General features: G+C 43.5%; 23 protein-coding genes and 1 pseudogene. 7 read left to right on the forward strand and 17 right to left on the reverse strand.

Annotated elements, in window-relative coordinates; genetic code table 11:
* Positions 1-209: 209 nt before the first annotated feature.
* From LRC_RS09250 to LRC_RS09290, 9 genes are all read right to left on the reverse strand, one after another.
* Positions 210-869: an HAD-IA family hydrolase gene (locus LRC_RS09250; RefSeq protein ID WP_014074165.1), complete on the reverse strand. Its 660-nt coding sequence runs from the start codon at positions 867-869 to the stop codon at positions 210-212.
* Between the two features lie 46 nt (positions 870-915).
* Entirely contained in the window at positions 916-1,224 is a 309-nt protein-coding gene (locus tag LRC_RS12315; protein ID WP_420805669.1) for a DUF7916 family protein, read from the reverse strand.
* Between the two features lie 6 nt (positions 1,225-1,230).
* Positions 1,231-2,100, reverse strand: coding sequence for a DUF368 domain-containing protein (locus LRC_RS09260; protein ID WP_014074167.1), 870 nt, complete (start codon positions 2,098-2,100; stop codon positions 1,231-1,233).
* Positions 2,101-2,647: 547 nt separating this feature from the next.
* Positions 2,648-3,100, reverse strand: a complete 453-nt coding sequence (gene bcp, locus LRC_RS09265) for a thioredoxin-dependent thiol peroxidase (protein WP_014074170.1) — start codon at positions 3,098-3,100, stop codon at positions 2,648-2,650.
* A gap of 125 nt (positions 3,101-3,225) precedes the next feature.
* Positions 3,226-3,972, reverse strand: a complete 747-nt coding sequence (locus LRC_RS09270) for a GNAT family N-acetyltransferase (protein WP_041820405.1) — start codon at positions 3,970-3,972, stop codon at positions 3,226-3,228.
* A 35-nt stretch (positions 3,973-4,007) separates the two neighbouring features.
* A complete protein-coding gene (locus LRC_RS09275) occupies positions 4,008-5,012 on the reverse strand; it encodes a helix-turn-helix transcriptional regulator (protein ID WP_241531275.1) in 1,005 nt (334 codons plus the stop codon).
* 80 nt (positions 5,013-5,092) lie between these two features.
* The gene (locus LRC_RS09280) at positions 5,093-5,689 is read right to left on the reverse strand and encodes a hypothetical protein (protein ID WP_014074173.1); all 597 of its coding nucleotides are present in this window, start codon (positions 5,687-5,689) and stop codon (positions 5,093-5,095) included.
* Positions 5,690-5,799: 110 nt separating this feature from the next.
* Positions 5,800-6,231 (reverse strand): DUF6652 family protein, encoded by a 432-nt coding sequence (locus LRC_RS09285; RefSeq protein WP_258414310.1) that lies wholly within the window; start codon positions 6,229-6,231, stop codon positions 5,800-5,802.
* Between the two features lie 22 nt (positions 6,232-6,253).
* Positions 6,254-7,273, reverse strand: a complete 1,020-nt coding sequence (locus LRC_RS09290) for a GNAT family N-acetyltransferase (protein ID WP_014074175.1) — start codon at positions 7,271-7,273, stop codon at positions 6,254-6,256.
* A 695-nt stretch (positions 7,274-7,968) separates the two neighbouring features.
* On the opposite strand from LRC_RS09290, the gene LRC_RS09295 reads away from it, so the two are divergent.
* The 4 genes from LRC_RS09295 to LRC_RS12100 all read left to right on the forward strand — a co-directional run bounded on the left by LRC_RS09295 (position 7,969) and on the right by LRC_RS12100 (position 9,697).
* Complete coding sequence (locus tag LRC_RS09295; RefSeq protein WP_014074177.1) at positions 7,969-8,334, forward strand: PadR family transcriptional regulator; 366 nt, start codon at positions 7,969-7,971, stop codon at positions 8,332-8,334.
* On the forward strand, positions 8,297-8,965 hold the full coding sequence (locus LRC_RS09300; RefSeq protein WP_014074178.1) for a DUF1129 domain-containing protein: 669 nt from the start codon (positions 8,297-8,299) through the stop codon (positions 8,963-8,965). Before LRC_RS09295 ends, LRC_RS09300 begins: the two co-directional genes overlap by 38 nt.
* A 340-nt stretch (positions 8,966-9,305) precedes the next feature.
* Positions 9,306-9,560: a GlsB/YeaQ/YmgE family stress response membrane protein gene (locus tag LRC_RS09305; RefSeq protein WP_003694900.1), complete on the forward strand. Its 255-nt coding sequence runs from the start codon at positions 9,306-9,308 to the stop codon at positions 9,558-9,560.
* A gap of 5 nt (positions 9,561-9,565) precedes the next feature.
* Positions 9,566-9,697, forward strand: coding sequence for a hypothetical protein (locus tag LRC_RS12100; RefSeq protein WP_258414872.1), 132 nt, complete (start codon positions 9,566-9,568; stop codon positions 9,695-9,697).
* Between the two features lie 202 nt (positions 9,698-9,899).
* Here the strand turns inward: LRC_RS12100 and LRC_RS09310 are convergent.
* The 4 genes and pseudogenes from LRC_RS09310 to LRC_RS09320 all read right to left on the reverse strand — a co-directional run bounded on the left by LRC_RS09310 (position 9,900) and on the right by LRC_RS09320 (position 12,369).
* A pseudogene (locus LRC_RS09310) lies at positions 9,900-11,082 on the reverse strand (RNA-guided endonuclease TnpB family protein).
* Complete coding sequence (gene tnpA, locus LRC_RS09315) at positions 11,079-11,513, reverse strand: IS200/IS605 family transposase (protein ID WP_082271480.1); 435 nt, start codon at positions 11,511-11,513, stop codon at positions 11,079-11,081. Before tnpA ends, LRC_RS09310 begins: the two are co-directional and overlap by 4 nt.
* A gap of 141 nt (positions 11,514-11,654) precedes the next feature.
* Positions 11,655-11,831 carry a hypothetical protein gene (locus LRC_RS11610; protein WP_167317003.1) on the reverse strand — a complete coding sequence of 59 codons (177 nt, stop codon included), beginning with the start codon at positions 11,829-11,831 and terminating at the stop codon, positions 11,655-11,657.
* A complete protein-coding gene (locus LRC_RS09320; RefSeq protein ID WP_014074181.1) occupies positions 11,821-12,369 on the reverse strand; it encodes a cysteine hydrolase family protein in 549 nt (182 codons plus the stop codon). Before LRC_RS09320 ends, LRC_RS11610 begins: the two co-directional genes overlap by 11 nt.
* 104 nt (positions 12,370-12,473) lie before the next feature.
* Here LRC_RS09320 and LRC_RS09325 point away from each other — a divergent pair, with 104 nt between their 5' ends.
* Both LRC_RS09325 and LRC_RS12105 read left to right on the forward strand, forming a co-directional pair.
* Complete coding sequence (locus LRC_RS09325; protein WP_014074182.1) at positions 12,474-12,794, forward strand: putative heavy metal-binding protein; 321 nt, start codon at positions 12,474-12,476, stop codon at positions 12,792-12,794.
* A gap of 174 nt (positions 12,795-12,968) precedes the next feature.
* Complete coding sequence (locus LRC_RS12105; RefSeq protein WP_258414314.1) at positions 12,969-13,103, forward strand: hypothetical protein; 135 nt, start codon at positions 12,969-12,971, stop codon at positions 13,101-13,103.
* A 39-nt stretch (positions 13,104-13,142) separates the two neighbouring features.
* On the opposite strand, the gene LRC_RS12320 is transcribed toward LRC_RS12105, so the two are convergent.
* From LRC_RS12320 to LRC_RS09340, 3 genes are all read right to left on the reverse strand, one after another.
* On the reverse strand, positions 13,143-13,361 hold the full coding sequence (locus LRC_RS12320; protein ID WP_420805670.1) for a hypothetical protein: 219 nt from the start codon (positions 13,359-13,361) through the stop codon (positions 13,143-13,145).
* A gap of 131 nt (positions 13,362-13,492) precedes the next feature.
* Positions 13,493-13,624, reverse strand: a complete 132-nt coding sequence (locus LRC_RS12110) for a hypothetical protein (RefSeq protein WP_014074184.1) — start codon at positions 13,622-13,624, stop codon at positions 13,493-13,495.
* A 222-nt stretch (positions 13,625-13,846) separates the two neighbouring features.
* Complete coding sequence (locus tag LRC_RS09340; protein ID WP_041820170.1) at positions 13,847-15,049, reverse strand: AIPR family protein; 1,203 nt, start codon at positions 15,047-15,049, stop codon at positions 13,847-13,849.
* A gap of 117 nt (positions 15,050-15,166) precedes the next feature.
* Between LRC_RS09340 and LRC_RS09345 the strand changes: the two genes are divergently transcribed.
* Positions 15,167-15,460, forward strand: a complete 294-nt coding sequence (locus LRC_RS09345; RefSeq protein WP_014074186.1) for a hypothetical protein — start codon at positions 15,167-15,169, stop codon at positions 15,458-15,460.
* A 392-nt stretch (positions 15,461-15,852) separates the two neighbouring features.
* Here LRC_RS09345 and guaA read toward each other — a convergent pair whose 3' ends face one another.
* Positions 15,853-17,406 (reverse strand): glutamine-hydrolyzing GMP synthase, encoded by a 1,554-nt coding sequence (gene guaA, locus LRC_RS09350; RefSeq protein WP_014074187.1) that lies wholly within the window; start codon positions 17,404-17,406, stop codon positions 15,853-15,855.
* Between the last annotated feature and the right edge of the window lie 94 nt (positions 17,407-17,500).

A 17,500-nucleotide genomic window follows, 5' to 3' on the forward strand; every position in this document is an offset into this window, starting at 1 on the left:
CGGGCAAATCTCAAAAAGCGACGTTTTGCCCGTAACCGAAGACTGACTTTTACGGGCAAATCCCAAGAATCGATGTTTTGTCCGCAACCCAGACCCGGAATACTGATTGAACGTGAATTGCACGACACTGCATTTTCAAACAAAAAAGAATCTTCTTTGCAGCATCTCGCCACAAAAAAGATTCTTTTTGTTTTTTTATCCTTTTCCTTTCAATTCGCATCCTGCCCCAACACATATTTCACAACTTCTTCCGTGCTTTTCGCAATTTGCGTTGCACCGGCCTGCCTGAGTTCCTCACACCTTCCAAAACCGTAAAGAACACCGATCGAATCAAGCCCGGAATCATTGGCTCCGCTGATATCATATTCACGATCGCCAATCATTATGACTTGTTGATGATCCTTGATTTTCAAATCTTTGAGCGCTTTTTTGATAATGTCTGATTTGCGCCCCAACTTTCCGTCAAGCGTTGCCCCGACGACGTGTTCAAAATACTTGTCCAACTCAAAATGCTCGAGAATCTGACGCGCAAACTTCTCTGGCTTGGACGTCGCCAAAACGAGTTCTATCCCTGCCCGTTTCAACTTTGCAAGCATTGATTCCGCACCGTCATAAACGCGGTTTTCGAATAATCCCTTAACCGCAAAATATTCCCGATACGTGTCAATCATGTCCTGGACCTGATCTTTTGGAAGATTGAGATAACCTGCAAAGGAATCTGCCAAGGGAGGGCCGATAAATTTCAACAGTTCCGTTTCATCCGGAATCGAATATCCGTTTTTTTCAAGCGCATATTTAATGGAGTTGATGATTCCTTCTGAAGAATCGGTCAGCGTGCCGTCAAGATCAAAAAAGGCGTAGCGATACATGAAAAAGCCTCCTGAATTTATTTACCTATTCATTATACCCTAAAATTCAGGCCTTGCGCTTCTTATAGACGCCGACCGTCAGGAACGGAACGACGATTGCGATTGCCAAACAGCCGCAGTAGCCATAGCCATATTTGATGATGTTCGTCAAACCGACCAAAGAAATCGTCATTGACAGGATGATGATAAATGCAGAGATTGCCATGCGACGCTTGAACGGATTTTCAACTTTGCTTTGATCCGTCAGTCCCGCAATTTCAGGGTTCAGTACGTCAATACCGTTCAACAGTATCCGATCGGCACCAAACGAGGCCGCAATCTTTGCATTTGTCATCTCGCCGACCGAATGGCGCAAACGCAATCACTGAAGTCTGCTTTTAAGTCTTTGCAACCCAAGCACAAGCGCCAATCCCATCAAACAAAAAACAATGCTGAAACTTTCAAAACGCAGCGGATCAAGCGGAACGGAAAGGGTTGTCGGCCCCATGACGATCGCATAAAACGAACCAAGCATCATTCCGATGATAAAGTACAGCGTCTGTGAACGATAACGTTTCAGGCATGTTCTGATGACTTTGACAACCGTTGCCGCACCAAACAGGATTCCTGCGGCAAAGCACAACAAGCTTGGCAGAGCTTGAAAGTTAAGCGTAATGACGCTCTTGATCGCAGAAATAACAGGGATATATGCTCCAAAAATCAGTAGCATCGTCGAACCGGAAACTCCTGGCAAAAACATTGCGGAAACAGCCAAAGCACCGATCAAAAACAGCTTGACGGAAGCAACCGCACTGAATCTTTCAAGATTCAGCACTGCAGAAGGAGCATTGCCGTTGACCACTCCGATCATGATTACCAGCAGCGTGCCGGCCGCGAGAAACAAAATCCCGCCTGGTCCCTTCTTGAAGTGATTTTTTTCTTCAATGACGATCAGCGGAATCGCACCGGCAATGAATCCGATGAACAACGAGCTCACCTTGTAGATGTGGTTCTCAAAAAGAGACGACAATATCAGCACTGCCAGCACCATGCCGATTGCCCAGCCGATTCCAAGCTTTGCCAGATACTTTGCGGCTGCCTTTTTTTGGCCACGATTTCCTCGCATCAGGTCATCAATCGCCCCGATGAAATTATCGTAAAATCCCATGATAAAAGCAATCGTCCCGCCGGAAACTCCCGGAACGCTATCGGCAAGAGCCATCAAAACCCCGTTCAGTCCTTGTCTGATCATTTAAATTCCTCCAGTTTATGATTGGTTTATTGTACTATAATAAGCTAAATTTTATCTAAACTGAAACTTAATTTTTTTATAACAAATCAGTCGGCGTTTTAGAAGAAACTTCCACAAACCAAAAGCGCAAAATGCTTAACGCTTCGCCGACAAAGCCAATATTTCCGATTGACGAACGAGTCCCGAGGCTGATTCAGACAGCTTATTTTATCTCATGAGCATGTTGCTCACAAGTATTTTTTGTTGTCATGAATATCAGGATCATATTCGGCAAAGCGGCAGCATGTATTTGGCAAAATCTCTGGATTTTACGGGCAAATCTCAAAAATCGACCATTTGCCCGTAACCGAAGACTGGGTTTTACGGGCATATTTCAAAAATCGAGGTTAGACCCGTAATCCCGCCCTGGCACGCTGATTGAGCAAATGATGCGCAGCGCCGCATTTATCGTTTATCATTTCCATATGCAAAATTGAAAAAATGCCGGGCAAAATCAGTCGCAGCTCGACCTTATTTGTTCGACATTTCATTTAAAGAATTTCTTAAATCAGAATTCTTCCATCATTTTTTCCGCATCCTCTGCGGCATTCACCTTATCGTTTGACTTGACAATTATTCCGTCCTCGTCAATCAGATAGGTCGTTCTAACGACCCCCATATACGTTTTTCCGAAACTTTTCTTTTCCTTCCACACGTCATACGCTTTGATCGTTTCAAGATTTTCATCCGACAATAACGTAAATTTCAAACCGTGCTTTTCTTCAAAACGTTTGTGTGATTCGACGGAATCCTTGCTGATGCCCAAAACAACGGCTCCTTTTTCTTCGAACTGCGGCAAATGTGCGGTATATCCGCAGGCCTGACTGGTGCATCCGGGCGTATTGTCTTTCGGATAAAAATACAGAATTACCTTCTTGCCGCGATATTCATCGAGACTGTGCATCTTGCCGTTTTGATCCGGCAACGTAAACAATGGTGCTTTAATTCCTGTTTCCAACATTTCAAAACACTTCCCTTCGCCATGATCATAACTCATTTACGCTTCAAAAGCACACAATAAGCTTGTGAATTTTTGCTTAAATAACCTGGCGAAGCACTGCATTTGACAAAAAGCAAAGAATTTTTTCAGCAATTCGTTTTAATTGTTCTGAGCTCGCAAAATGCCGGCAAAAATCCAGAGCGCAAGGCAACGTTTTGCGAAGCAAGATGCGATAATGCCGTCCCGTAATAAGGAACCCTGCCGAGTTTCCAGACTTCAAAAGCCAGCCTTGAAACTACCTTTGAAGCGTATCCTTTTCCTGTTTCAAACGAGTCGATGCCGATTTCCCACATCTTGTCGCTGTTGCTTGAGGCTCCTGCAACGGCCAAAATTTCTCCCGATTCGTTTCTGATGACCGTTCCGATTTCATCATCTTTGCACGCCTCATACTCAAATGCTTCCTCGATTCTTTTATCATTTTCATACGAAGGAATGTCTTCTTTTGGAATAATCTCAACCTGTCGTCCTTTTTCTGCATTTAACGCAAACGGCAAAAAGTAGACATGAGCTTCATCGATTTGATAGCCGAACTCACGCAATTTTTCGTTGATCATTATGAGCGTTTGTGCTTCGAAACCCCATTCGGCAGTCATTTTTTTCGCCAGGATTTCCCTGCACCATGATTCCAAAGCTTCGTTTGCCGTAATTACTAATTTGCCGTTATAAATCAGAATCGAAAAGAAGTTTTCGGTTTCTTCAAAGCGACGCTGTCCCAACTGCTTCTTCGCAATCGTTACCAGCGTTTCCTTATTTTCAAAATCGTTTTTTTGGCAATTATAATCCAAAGCGAATTGTTCTTCGACAATCGCCTGCATCCCATGATAAATTTTCATTTTTTCTTCCCCACAATAACTTTTGATGCGCAGCGTCATCCTTGCCGATCATACTTGGCAGACGTTTTTTTGAGCAGATCGATCATGTCTTCTTTGACCTCTTTTGGTCCGATTACTTCAACGTCGCCAAGACCGATGAGCCATCCCAGCAAGATGATTGAAGGAACGGCATAAAATTCGATCAGAAGTTCGTTGCTTTTGTCAGTCTTGTCGGGATTTGCGCAAACCTTGATGTTTTTTCCGAACTGATCGATGATCGGTCCGACCATTTCTTCGCTTGCCGCAACGGTAATCTTTCGTTCGTCTCCGGTAAACATGCCCATTCTTCTTGAAACGTAAGTATTGGGACAAATTTCTCGCACCTTGACCATGCCTTCGCGTGTTTGATCCTTCAACAGCTTGATATCAGTCATTTTGTCAACGCGGTAATGGCGTTCAACCAGTTTTCCGCATTTATTTTTAATCGCATAAAGGTAATAGCGATCATCCGTCCAGATCAGGCTCCACGGGTTGACGATTTCTGCTTTGTCGCTTTTAGGGACGAGCTCAAGATCTTTGTTCCACTTCATGTAGGTAAAACTGATCGGAACTTTTTTATCGCAAGCTTCTTGAATCTTGTCCACGTTGTCCAAGATTTTTTGGTTCTCGGTTTTATTGTTGACCATCCCCAAAACATTGCGGTCAAGATAGTCGCGCTGGTTTTCGCTCAATAATTCTTTCAGCTTCTGCACCATTTCGGCCGCAATTTCTCTGCCGATAAAATTTGAAGCATTGATCGCGTCAACAATCAATTTGAGTTCCTCTTTTTTCAGCAGTCGATTTCCAAGATAATATTTGGCATTTCTGCCCATGCTTCCTTCAACTTTGACGTCCCATTCTCTTAAAAGGCGCATGTGTCTGAGAATCGTGTCTTCGCTGCAATTATATCCCATATCGACCATTTTGTCCTGAATCTCGCGCATCGTCAACGGATGGTCCTCATCCGTGCATCTGTAAAGCACAGCATAAAGCGCAAGAATATTGCCGGTTTTTCCAGCCATTGCAATTTCTCCTTTCAAAATCATGCTTAATACAAAATTAAAAGCCTAAGCTCATCTGATCGAGTTCAGGCTTGACGTTTTCAACAATATTTTTCTTTAACGAACTGCTCATAATCTTCCTGATGCTGAATCACATATTGAATCAGTTCAGGATAGCAGCGATGTGCCGCCACCGTAACCAGCCTGTTCAAATCAAAAAGGCATCCGACAAGCAGATCCTCTTGACCCAATGAATCAATCTGTCTTTTGACCAGGTCCAAATCAAGTTCTTCTTCAAAAAGCCCCGGCGTATACGAATAGATGTCACCGGTATTGTGAATAACCAAAAATTCGCCAGAAAGACGTCTTGCGCGCAAACAATACAGATCACCGCACAGTTCCTCTTTGCATCTGGTCAAAATCGCCGCGGAGTCCTCCTTGTCGCTGGATGACCTGATAAACTCCTCGTATTTGCCTAACTCGCAATCCTTGTCCATCCAAGCGCAAAAAACGCGCATGTCAAGCATCTTGCATGCTTCTTCTTCGCTTGGAAACGGACGATCGATACGTTGCTCAACAAACTTGCCGACAGACACGTCATTATCGAATTCCCACTCATTGCACAAATCCTCCAGGACTTGATACTCAAGGCCTTCGTACATGTCGGTCAGCAAACCTTCCTTTTCACGATTTAACATAAGCACAACCCCCAATTAGAGTACTCTAATTTAATTCTAAGCGGTCGGCGTGCGATATGCAAGCACTTGTTCTCAATTTCGCCGAACCCGTCGATAAAGCGAAACAGCACTTAAAAATCAACGACAAATGCCAAATGCAGCACGAGATAAATCAACCCTTTGCCTTTTTCAAGCCTGCCGCTTTGTTCCAATCTGACAACGACGCTGATACCGTACATCGAAGAAGTTATCATCAGCAAATAGTCGATGATTGCCAGAATCATTATCATTAAGGGACTGGAAAAGATCAGTGCCGGAACGGCCATCGCAAACAGCAATAGCAGACCTGTTCCAAAAATCAGCAGGAAAAAGGGAATATGAACGAACTTGATCAGCATGTCGTAAAACGCAAGATCATTGACCTTGTCTTTCGGATAAGTCAGCGCATTGACGATATTCAAAACATAAACGACAATCGTCAGGATGACGTACAACGTGAAGAAATTGTAAGCATTCTTATATTCAAAATATTCATGAACGAAGAAAACATATGGCAAAATCATCAGGATGACCGGCAAAATTTTTCTAAACCTTGCCACCTGCTTCAACATCTTTCCAGTCTTTTCTTTCCAAAACGTTGACTTTGACTTGTTCAATTTTACCATAGCTCGTTTCATACACGGAATCTTTAACATACTTAAACCCGCATTTTTCCTGAACTCTTTTTGACTGCCTGTTCGTTACGAAGTGTTCGCAAGAAATGAAGTCCATCCCCTGTTCTTCAAACAGCCAGTCAATCACGCGAAGAACAGCCTCAGGCATAATCCCTTGTCCCCAATAATCCTTGGAGAGGACGAAGCCCAGTTCGCAGCCTTTCTTATTGGAAAATGCAGCAAGTTTGGCAGCACTGAATTTTTTAATCCCGACCGAACCGATCACCTTGTCATCCTTTACGATGGCAAAAGTATCTCTTCCGCCAATAAAAATGTCAAGAATCCGTTGCGTTTCATCTTTGTCTTGATGCGGAAGCCAGCCAGCCATCTGCCCCACGCCGTCAACTGACGCATATTCATGAAAGTCATCAAGATCCGTTTGTTCAAACTCTCTGAGCGTCAACCGAGACGTTTTCAAAATCGTTCCGGAAATATCGACGATGCGCTCAAGCTCTGCTTTCAAACGCTGTTTCAAATCAAACAGTTCTTCTTTTGACGGACAATTCTCATCAGCGTAAAACTCCTCCATCGGAAGCCACCACACCGGGCCTTTGCCGTGATTGCCATAATTTCCAAGATCGCCCTCATGTCTCGGAAAAAGATGCCAATGAAGATGGGCGTCACCTTGCCCTAAACACTCGTAATTTATCTTGTCCGCGCAAAAGGCATTTTTGACGGCTTTGGCCACAAAAATCATTTCCTTCATATATTTTGTCGCAAAATCTTCATCCAGATCAAAAAGTTCCGTTTCATGCTTTTTGCACAAAAAAAGCGTATAGCCTTCGATACGCTGCGTGTCCCCCAAAACAACGTAACCGGTCTCAAGTTCCTTGACAAAGAAAGGATTGGCCTCATCTTTGATCATCTGAATTCGATCACAAATCAGACACATGAAGATTCCCCCTTTTATTCAGTCATTATTGTAAAGCGAACTATCCGCTTATTATAGCATATATTTTTCAGGCAACCGAAATCTTTGGGATAAATCCACGGAAAAACAACAATTGCCGTAAAAAACCACGTTGACGCAAGGCGTTCACCGGTGTTCGGGAATTTTACGGGCAGAATTCAAAAATCGTCGTTTTGCCCGTAACCGGGAGCTGGCTTTTACGGGCAGATTTCAAAAATCGTCGTTTTGTCCGTAACCGAGAGCTGGCTTTTACGGGCAAATCCCAAGAATCGCCGTTTTGCCCGTAATGGAGAGCTGCTTTTTACGGGCAGATTCCAAAAATCGTCGTTTTGCCCGTAACCGAGGGCTTCCTTTTTACGGGCAGATTTCAAAAATTGACGTTTTGCCCGTAACCGAGAGCTGGCTTTTACGGGCAAATCCCAAGAATCGGCTTTTTGCCCGTAACCGGAAGCTAGGTTTTACGGGCAGATTCCAAAAATTGACGTTTTGCCCGTAACCGGAAGCTGGGTTTTACGGGCAGATTCCAAAAATTGACGTTTTGCCCGTAACCGAACATCAAATGGCAGCTGGTCAACCAACGCACTGTATTTTTCAGCAAAATAATTGACAGAACGGCTATCTTGTAATACATTATAGCTAGGTATTATGTAATGCAAAATAGTAAGAGAGGTGATTCGATGATACCTTCGCAAATGCTGAAGGGAATGCTCGAAGGCTGCGTCTTAAAAATCATCAGCGAACATGAAACGTACGGATACGAAATTTCGGAAACCTTGAAATTTTACGGTTTCGGAAATATTTCCGAGGGGACGATTTATCCGATGCTGCTCAGGATGCAAAAAAACGGGCTGATTTCCGCTGAGTACAAGTCATCACCGGTTGGGCCAAGACGCAAGTATTTTTCAATCACCGAACAAGGGATGACGGAGATTGAAATGTTTTATCAAAATTTTTCGGAGTTGGAGTCGGCAGTTTTGAGGCTGTTTGAAAGAAAGGAAGATCGACATGGAGAAAAGCACGCGCGAATTGAGGAAAGAGAATAATCGTTTGGACGGACTCATCAAAGAAGAAAATCAGGCAGTTTTCACTGACATCATCTGCTATTTGCGCGGATCAAAACTTTCAGAACACGATATTGAAGTCGTGAGGTTCGATTTGACGTCAATGGTGCTTGAAGCGCAGGAACGAGGGGAAAATATTGAAAGTCTTTTTGGAAAATGCAGAGACTACAAGGAATTTTGCGATGAAATCATCGATTCTTTGCCAAAGAAGACAAAGTTTCAAGCAGCGTGCGAATTTTTCAGCACGTTTTTCCTGGCCTGTTCCGCTTCGCTTTTGATCGGAATAATTTTTTCGGCCGGTTTTTCAGGGAAAATCATCAAAGGGAAATTGCCGGCTGCATCGATTAAAATTTCAGTCGGCGAAGGAATCGTCATCATTTTGATTGTCGTGATTGCTTATGCTTTAGTCAAATTGGTGATGCGCTCGGCATTTGAAAGCGAAACGATATTTTTCAAGATTTCGACGATAGCTGTCAGTACCGTGGCATCTGCCGTTTTGATTTTTTTGCCATTGCTTTTAAAAGACACGTTGCTTACGCTCGATTTGTTTGTCGGCATCGCAATCGTGGTTTTGATGTTTGGTGCAGGCAAGACATTGGAAAGATTCATTTGAATTAAAATGTAGTGACGATTTTCATGGAAAATGATTCTAAAGAACCATACGTAAAAAAGTGCTTATGTTTTGAAAAGACTTTCATGCGCTGACCGACCCCGGCGCAAAGAAATTTAAAAACGTCTTGTACGGTTCGTCAGGCGTTTTTGAGCGTATTTCACGGCAATTGTCAACCTAAAGTATAGTTAAGTTAACATTTTTAAAAATCAATGTTTATTGGTGATTTTTATTTTGATGAGTGTTTTTATTTGCAACAGAAAGCGTTTCCATATATAATGACAGTAGGTCCTAGGAACCTGGCGTTATATGGTGAGTCAAATAAAGCAAGGAGGAATTCACTATGCATTGGTTATGGGTTTTGATTGTCGGTGCGATTATCGGTGCCATCGCAGGTGCCATTACGAGCAAAGGTCAGTCAATGGGGTGGCTCAGCAACATCATTGCCGGATTGATTGGTTCTTCGCTTGGAGAAGCACTCCTTGGGTCATGGGGACCCCAGCTTGCTGGGATGGCCATAATTCCGTCAATTATTGGCGCGATTATATTGGTAGCACTTGTTTCATTTATTATGTCCCGCTTAAACATGGGCAGGTGATGCAAATGGCAAAAGGACTTTTACGTGTCGTTCTGATTTCAATGGCAATTGTCGGCGGTATTTTGATCGGGGGAACCGTTGTCGCCGTCAAGGGAGTTGACAGATTAGGGGATAAACTCCAGGATAAGCTTCATTGAAAAATTGTATGATAGAGGAGATATGGAGTATCCGATACGGGAAACTCTCGTTGCTGCGACGAGAGTTTTTTTGTGCTTTTTTGGAAATGGCGCTCGCGTTGATGGTGAACTACTCGGCCATAAATAACCGAGCTTCTGGGAACACGAAGTAGTATTCAGGATGTTGCGCTGGTATTCCAGCTACCTGACTTACAGAACTCCGTTATTTTACCAAGGCCAGTCCCTGGCCAATGGCTTTTAAACCTTTGTGCAGGATGTTAACTGCCGCATTAACATCCCGGTCGTGGTGAATGCCGCACTTCGGGCACGTCCATTCGCGGACTTCCAGCGGTTTTTTCCCGCTGTTAAAGCCACAGTTCGAACAGGTCTGACTGGTGTAGTCAGGCTTCACTACAACTAATTGTCTGCCGTACCAGGCGCACTTGTATTCCAGCATTGCGCGGAATTGATACCAGCTGGCATTGGCAATTGACCTGGCCAGGTGGTGATTCTTCTGCAGATTCTTGGTTTTCAAATCTTCGATTACAATCACGTCATAGTTCCTGATCTAAGTCAGTTGTCAGCTTATGAAGGTAGTCTCTGCGCTTATTGGCAATCCGTTTCTGGCAGCGGGCTTTATTGACCCTTGCACGCTGCCAGTTGGAATAACCATCAAGCTCTTCCAGATGGTCAAAGCGGTTATGATTCCACTTCCACACCTCGCATTGAGCAAGGTAACGACGTCTGGCATACTTACGTTGCCACCTAACGGCTTGTTTTTCCAGCCATTCTGCGTTAAAAGTGCCGTACTTGACACCGTCAGAACTAATCACCAGATCGGCGAGGCCCATGTCCAGACCGACCGACTGATGCATCTCAGGCAGCTGATTAACCTCAGTTTCAACCTGCAATGACAGATAGTAACGACCTGTCGGTTCATAGCTGACGGTGTAACGCTTGATTTTAGCATCACCGACAAGACCTGTCCTGCTTGTACGAATGCCGCCCAGTTTGGGCAATTGCATTCTTCGCCGGGCGAGCACCTTACAGGTCGAACGTCCTGTATAGGACTGGCGTAAGGAGTGCCGGTTCTTGAAATGCGGATAACCGCCCCGATGCCTGAACAGCATTTTGAACGCCTGAGCGAGATTGTGGTTCACCACCAGGAAACTGGTGGAATCACTTTCCCTGAGAAAAGCATACTCGCACTTGAGCTGTTTCAAGAGATAGTTCATGCCATACTCATTGACGAAAAGACTGTTTGGATTGTTCTGATAGCGTTCCTTAGCCATTCCCAGCATCTGATTCCAGACAAAACGGTCGTTGCCAAACATTTGCCATAACTGTTCCCGCTGGGATTGATTGGGGTACAATCGCAGCTTAATCCCCTTAATGACTTTGTTCATTTCAAGTTCACCACTTTTCGACGCTGGTCATCAATGTACTTGGCAACAGCCTGTTCATTAACTGTGCCGATGCTTTCAACATAGTAACTCGGTGACCACAGATGACGATCCTGCTTCTTCCAGTAACTGGTTTGCAATTCCGGACATTCTCTGAACAATTGCCATGCTGAAATTTCCTTCAGCCAGCGCATAATATTCGTTACCGACAATTCAGGCAGTGCGCTCACCAATAAGTGAATGTGGTCATCTTTTCCAATCTCCATGTGAGCAATCGTAAAGCCGTATTTTGAAGCAATTTCATATAAGGTTCGCTTCACTGTTTCGACGTGTCCTTTCAGCAATTTATTGCGATACTTAATTCCCCAAATGAGATGATAATTAAGATTGTAAACCGATGTTCTACCATACGTAAGTCTGTTTATATCTTTTATATCAATTATTATAACACATATGTTCGTATTCGTGTGTCATAAGGACAAAAAAACAGGCAATTCATCACGTCCTTAAAAGAACGTGTTTCCTTGCACACTTTCAAAAATCCTCCTTCAAATATCATCGCTTGAATTTTATCACTAATCAATTGGCAAAGGAATTATTTTGCTTGCAGCTTCAAATCTGAGGCATTTTCCAATATAAAATCGATTGTCGTCAATGACTCCATTCACGACACCGATCAGCTTTTCGCAATCATACTTGAAGTATGAAGCGTGATTTTTCCTGACCGAAACGTTTTGCATGTCAATTACCAAGAGCGCTTTTTTTCAATGTTTCATCCTCTCCAATCGTTTCCTCTGGCGAAATGCAGTGCGCATACCGCCCTTGCCAAATGAATCCGTTATAATACTCATATGTTTGCTTGCCCGTCATGTATTCGTTATCCGTCGTGGTGTTCGCATGCTTCGGAACTATGATGGAAAAACCATGTTCAAAGCCGCACTTGACGGTCGCATCGATGCAATAATCAGTCATGAGTCCCGCAATCGCAACTTCTTTTACTTGTTTTTCTCGCAAATATTCAAGCAGGCCGCTTTCTTTAAAGCAACTGTTGACGGTTTTGGTGAAGATTTTTTCACTAGGCTGCGGTTTAAAGCCGTCATAAATTTCAAAACCCGCCTTGCCCTTGGTCAATTCTTCTCCTTCGCCATCATCGTGGCGGACGTAAATGACTTCAGTGCCCGACTCTCGTGCTGCACAAATCAGTTTCCCGACTGTATTTTCAAAACGAGCAAAATCATACAAATCATCCGTCATAATCAGCTTTTGAACGTCTATAACTAAAAGTATCACCTAATCACCCCATATAAATTATTCGCCTATTATAGCATATGTTTTGACAATTGCCCGCAAGGTGGGCTATAATACACGAAGAAATCAAAAGAGGGGTGATCATAATGATCGTTACGACTACGACAAGCGTTGAAAACAGAACAATCACTTCGTACGAAGGCATCGTCTTCGGCGAAGTCATTACCGGAATCAACGTTCTCAAAGATATCGGTGCCGGCTTACGCAACGTTTTCGGCGGTCGTTCCAAAGGATACGAAGACGAACTTGTCGAAGCACGCGAAGAAGCCTTGAACGAAATGGCCGACCGTGCCAAAAAACGCGGCTGCGATGCGGTTGTCGGTGTGAAGATGGACTATGAAGTTCTAGGCTCCGACAACGGGATGCTGATGGTTACGTGCAGCGGAACCGCGGTAAAATTGGACTAAAAAATTCCGGAAGCGCATTGTTGTCATGTGCTTCTTCGTTTATGACGGTTTCTTTTGAACGGGGGTTACGGGCAAATCTCAAGAATCGCCATTTTGCCCGTAACCTCGCATTGTCGCATGCCCCTGAAAGTAGACAAAATCCGGGGAAAACGCCTCTTGGACAAGAACCCCTACATGTACGACATCTATCCGACTGAAGAAAAGCGCCGGTTTTTGACGGTTTTCCAACTCTATGACGGAATCGGCGAATGGTATGATTTCTCGATTCTTCCGGCAAAATCAGGCACGTTCAAGGTTGGCTGCAATTAAGCATGCAGAGCGTTGCGCAGCGTCTGCTTGAGCAGAGATTCAAGGCAATATTACGGACAAAGCGCCCGTTTTTGATGATTTGTCCGTAAGCAAAACGCATTTTACGGACAAACGACCATTTTTGGTCATTTTGTCCGTAATAGCCATTTTTCGAGCAGGCCATTTACGGACAGAAGGCCCATTTTCATCGATGTGTCCGTAAACGGCAGGGCTTTTGACAAATGCAGTGCTCGCTAAATCAGCGTGCCAATCTCTCATTCAATTCGCCGATAGACTCTTTTCGGCTGTTTACATCATAGAAGAAGATTGCCACGCATACAAAAAAAGCCAGGATTATTTGCAATTAATTGCAAATAATCCTGCTTTTTGTTTGAGGCAGATTTTTCCCTTTATTTTGTCCCTGCTTGGAGCTTCAAATTCTTCATCCTCGTCTTCATCATAGCCTCAACTGCTATCATCTTTTCCAGATCAGACTTACGAAGCACTTTTTCCCTATATTCTTCGTCCGTTCCTTCATGCATGTTCGATCAACCTGTAAGAATAAACCTTATTATAGTATTGGAGGTTTTTAGCAGCTCCCGAGTCAAAACGATCAATTAAATATTTTTATGATATTCATAAGATTTGCTTTCGAAAATAACTTCTTTTTCGTGTCTGATGCTTCTATCAAAGCAAGTTATCAATCTCTCTACAATAATTTTTTCTTCGTATCAGTCATTTTAAAAATCAGTTTTACAATCAACTTAATTCTTGTTAAGAAGATTGCGCAAACTCTGCGTTTCAACAATTCTGTAGTTTGACAGCCACAGTTGCTTGTCTTTTCCGGCCAATTGCGGGTTGTTGCTGCTCTCAAAAGTATTTTGAGCAATGGTTGTTCCCACCTCATCCCACATCTCTAACGGGTTGAACAGCCAGGAAACTTCCCCTGAATTTTCATCAAACTTCAGCAGCGAACGGAATGCCCCAAAAATAGGGTAAATATATCCGCTTGAAATTGAATAAGACGTCTCACTATTGAGAAAATTCGTTTTGGTTCCTTTTTCAATATTTTCAACGCCTTTTACGTTTCCGAATCTTGGCGTAGCAACCCCCGATTTCTTCTTGTAGTCATTGTACTTGAGGTACAACTCTCTTTCGATCAAGTCATACAAATCAACGAGAAGCGGCAATTGCTTGGTCAGCGACTTATAAAATGCAGTATCAAATGCATCTTTGTATCGCTTGAATACTTGGGCCTTTCCGGAATAGCTTTGAATCGGCGCAGCATTATCATCAGGATATTTAACAATGTCAAATGCGTACATTAATCTCAGAAGTTCTGAAATGTTGATCTGTTTTCTCTCATTGTCTTTATACGCAATTTTGTCAGCATATGGTTCATTTTTAATCGCATCTCTGATATCGTCAAAGCTGTCTTCAAGATTGAACAATGCGATATCCGAAACTTGAACGGACGTGTTTCTTGCATCGGACAACCTCGTAATATTAACAACGTTTGTGATCACTTCGACGCGCACATATTTAACGATGTCTTCCGGAATCTCATCCCTCTTTTCCATAATTGCCGTATATGTATGTCCGCCGTCAAGAATCCCGTAATTATATCTGTCGTCATTTTCATCATCGTCGTCCTGATTTCCGATATCGATCGTAACCTCTGAATTTGAGCTGTTGAAAACCAAGGATTTCGCTGAAATTACGATGCCGCGATTATTGATATAAAAATCAGTTTCCGGTTCAACTACGGCATTCAGCAGCCTTTTCGCTACGTTCGTTCCCATTTTGGGAACTCTTGGATTGACGTCCAACGGAATTTTTTCCGGAAGATCCTTCATATTGACCAACAGATAATGAATCGTTTCAAGCGATTCAGCATCTTTATTTTCCGCCTTATATGGCGAAGGAAGCGTCCTTAATGCATTTACCTTAAATTTGAGTTTTGTCATAATCTGTCCCTCCATTGTTTTATGTTAAAAGACTTTTTATCTCAGATCTTGATCTAAGTATATATCTCGTTGTAAAATACATCAATGAACCATGGTGCATATTTTGGAGGCGATAAAATGGTTGAAAGAAAACGATATGATCCCGGGCTAGTACGAGTCGGTGAACTGATCACCCAAAAAAGAAAAGCCTTAGGAGATCCCTACAATACAAGAGAAAAATTTATAGCTCAAACAAGCAAAGACATTTTTGGCGGCAAAGAATGGGTGTCCGTACGTCATCTAGCCAATTTGGAACTTGGAAAAAACTGGATAAGCATTGAAAAATTTATCATTCTTGCAGATGCGCTTCAACAAGAACCTGTTTCTCTTTTCAAAGAATTTATTGACACATACAGAAATGAGAACGGCTAGTCTTTATTTACATAATGAACATCGCCTTGCTTTCAAATAGGCAGCGAAGAAATAAACTGAATAAATAAAAAATATTATTCAAATTGAAAAACCGGATGACTTGCAATCAATTGCAAATCTAATCCGGTTTTTTTACGTATGCATGACAATCGCCTGCTGTGATGGAAATATCCGAAAAGATGCTTTTTCCCGTAACCGAACTCTGGCTTTTTACAGGCAAAACGGTGATTTCTGGGATTTACCCGTAAGCCTCCTTGGTCCATTGATCAAGTAGGAGATGCGCAGCACTGCATTTGGCAAATTATATATCAAAATTTAAAAATGCCGGACAAAATCAGTCGCAATTCGACCTCATTTGTTCGACATTTAATTTTTTAGTCTCTTAGTTTCAATTATTCCCACTCAATCGTTGCCGGCGGCTTGGACGTGATGTCATAAACTACGCGGTTAACGTGAGCGACTTCATTTACGATTCTAACCGAGATTTCCTGGAGAACATCCCAAGGAATTTGTGCAAAGTCTGCAGTCATGCCATCAATGGACGTTACGGCACGAATACCGATCGTGTAGTCATACGTGCGGCCGTCGCCCATGACGCCGACGGAGCGAATACCCGGCAAAACGGTGAAGTATTGCCAGATTTCCTTGTCAAGACCATGTTGTGCGATGACTTCGCGCAGGATGGCATCGGAATCGCGCACGATTTCGAGCTTGTCTTCCGTAATTTCGCCAATGACGCGGATGCCAAGGCCTGGTCCAGGGAATGGCTGACGCCAGACGAGTTCATGCGGAATGCCGAGCTTTTCGCCGAGTTCGCGCGTTTCGTCCTTGAAGAGCGTGCGCAACGGTTCGATCAGCTTGAAGTGCATGTCTTCCGGAAGTCCGCCAACGTTGTGGTGCGACTTGATCGTCTTGGCCGTGTCCGTGCCTGATTCGATGACGTCCGTGTAAAGCGTGCCTTGAGCAAGGAAGTCGACGTCCTTTAACTTCAAGGCTTCTTCGTTGAAGACTTCGATGAATTCGGCACCGATGATCTTGCGCTTCTTTTCAGGATCGGATACTCCTTCGAGCTTGCCTAAGAAGCGCTTTGCAGCATCAACTTTGATGATGTTGACGCCAAGACCCTTGCCTAAGGCATCCATCACTTGTTGCGCTTCGTTCTTTCTCAAAAGACCGTGATCAACGAAGATGCATGTCAGCTGATCGCCGATTGCCTTGTTGAGCAATGCGGCCGTGACGCTTGAGTCAACGCCGCCTGAAAGGCCAAGGATGACCTTCTTGTCGCCGACTTCTTCCTTGATTTTTTCAACCTGCATTTTAATGAAATCATCCATCGTCCAGTTGCTTTTCGCACCGCAGGCATCAAAGGCAAAGTGACGCAAAATATCGTTGCCGTATATCGTGTTGCGAACTTCAGGGTGGAATTGCAGACCGAAGAGCTTGCGATCGTAGTCAGCAATCGATGCAATCGGACAATTTTGACTCTTGGCCACGACTTCGAAGCCTTCAGGAGCTTTAGTCACGAGATCGCCATGACTCATCCATACGCTTTGATCTTGCGGCAATCCGTGGAACAACACTGCATTTTCATCGTTAACATGAATATCAGCCTTGCCGTATTCCTTATTTTCTGCACTTTCGACCTTTCCGCCGAGTTCGTTTGACATCAGCTGCATTCCGTAGCAGATGCCCAACACCGGGATTCCCAAATTGAAAATTTCGGGGTCTACCTTAAATGCGTCTTCATCGTACACGCTGTTCGGACCGCCGGACAAAATGATGCCCTTCGGATCCATCTCCTTGATTTGTGCAGCCGTCAGCTTGTGTGACAGAAGTTCTGAATAGATGCCGAATTCACGGATGCGGCGCGTAATCAATTGGTTATACTGGCTGCCAAAATCCAACACGATGATTTTGTCAAAAGCCTGCATATCAACATTAGCCAAGATGTTCACCTCATTAATTTTATAGTTGTCTCACTTACTTCATTGTACCGATTGAATTTGCGATGGTCAATTCTTTTACGTACATTTTAGTCAA

This window comes from Ligilactobacillus ruminis ATCC 27782 (assembly GCF_000224985.1).
GTDB lineage: Bacteria > Bacillota > Bacilli > Lactobacillales > Lactobacillaceae > Ligilactobacillus > Ligilactobacillus ruminis.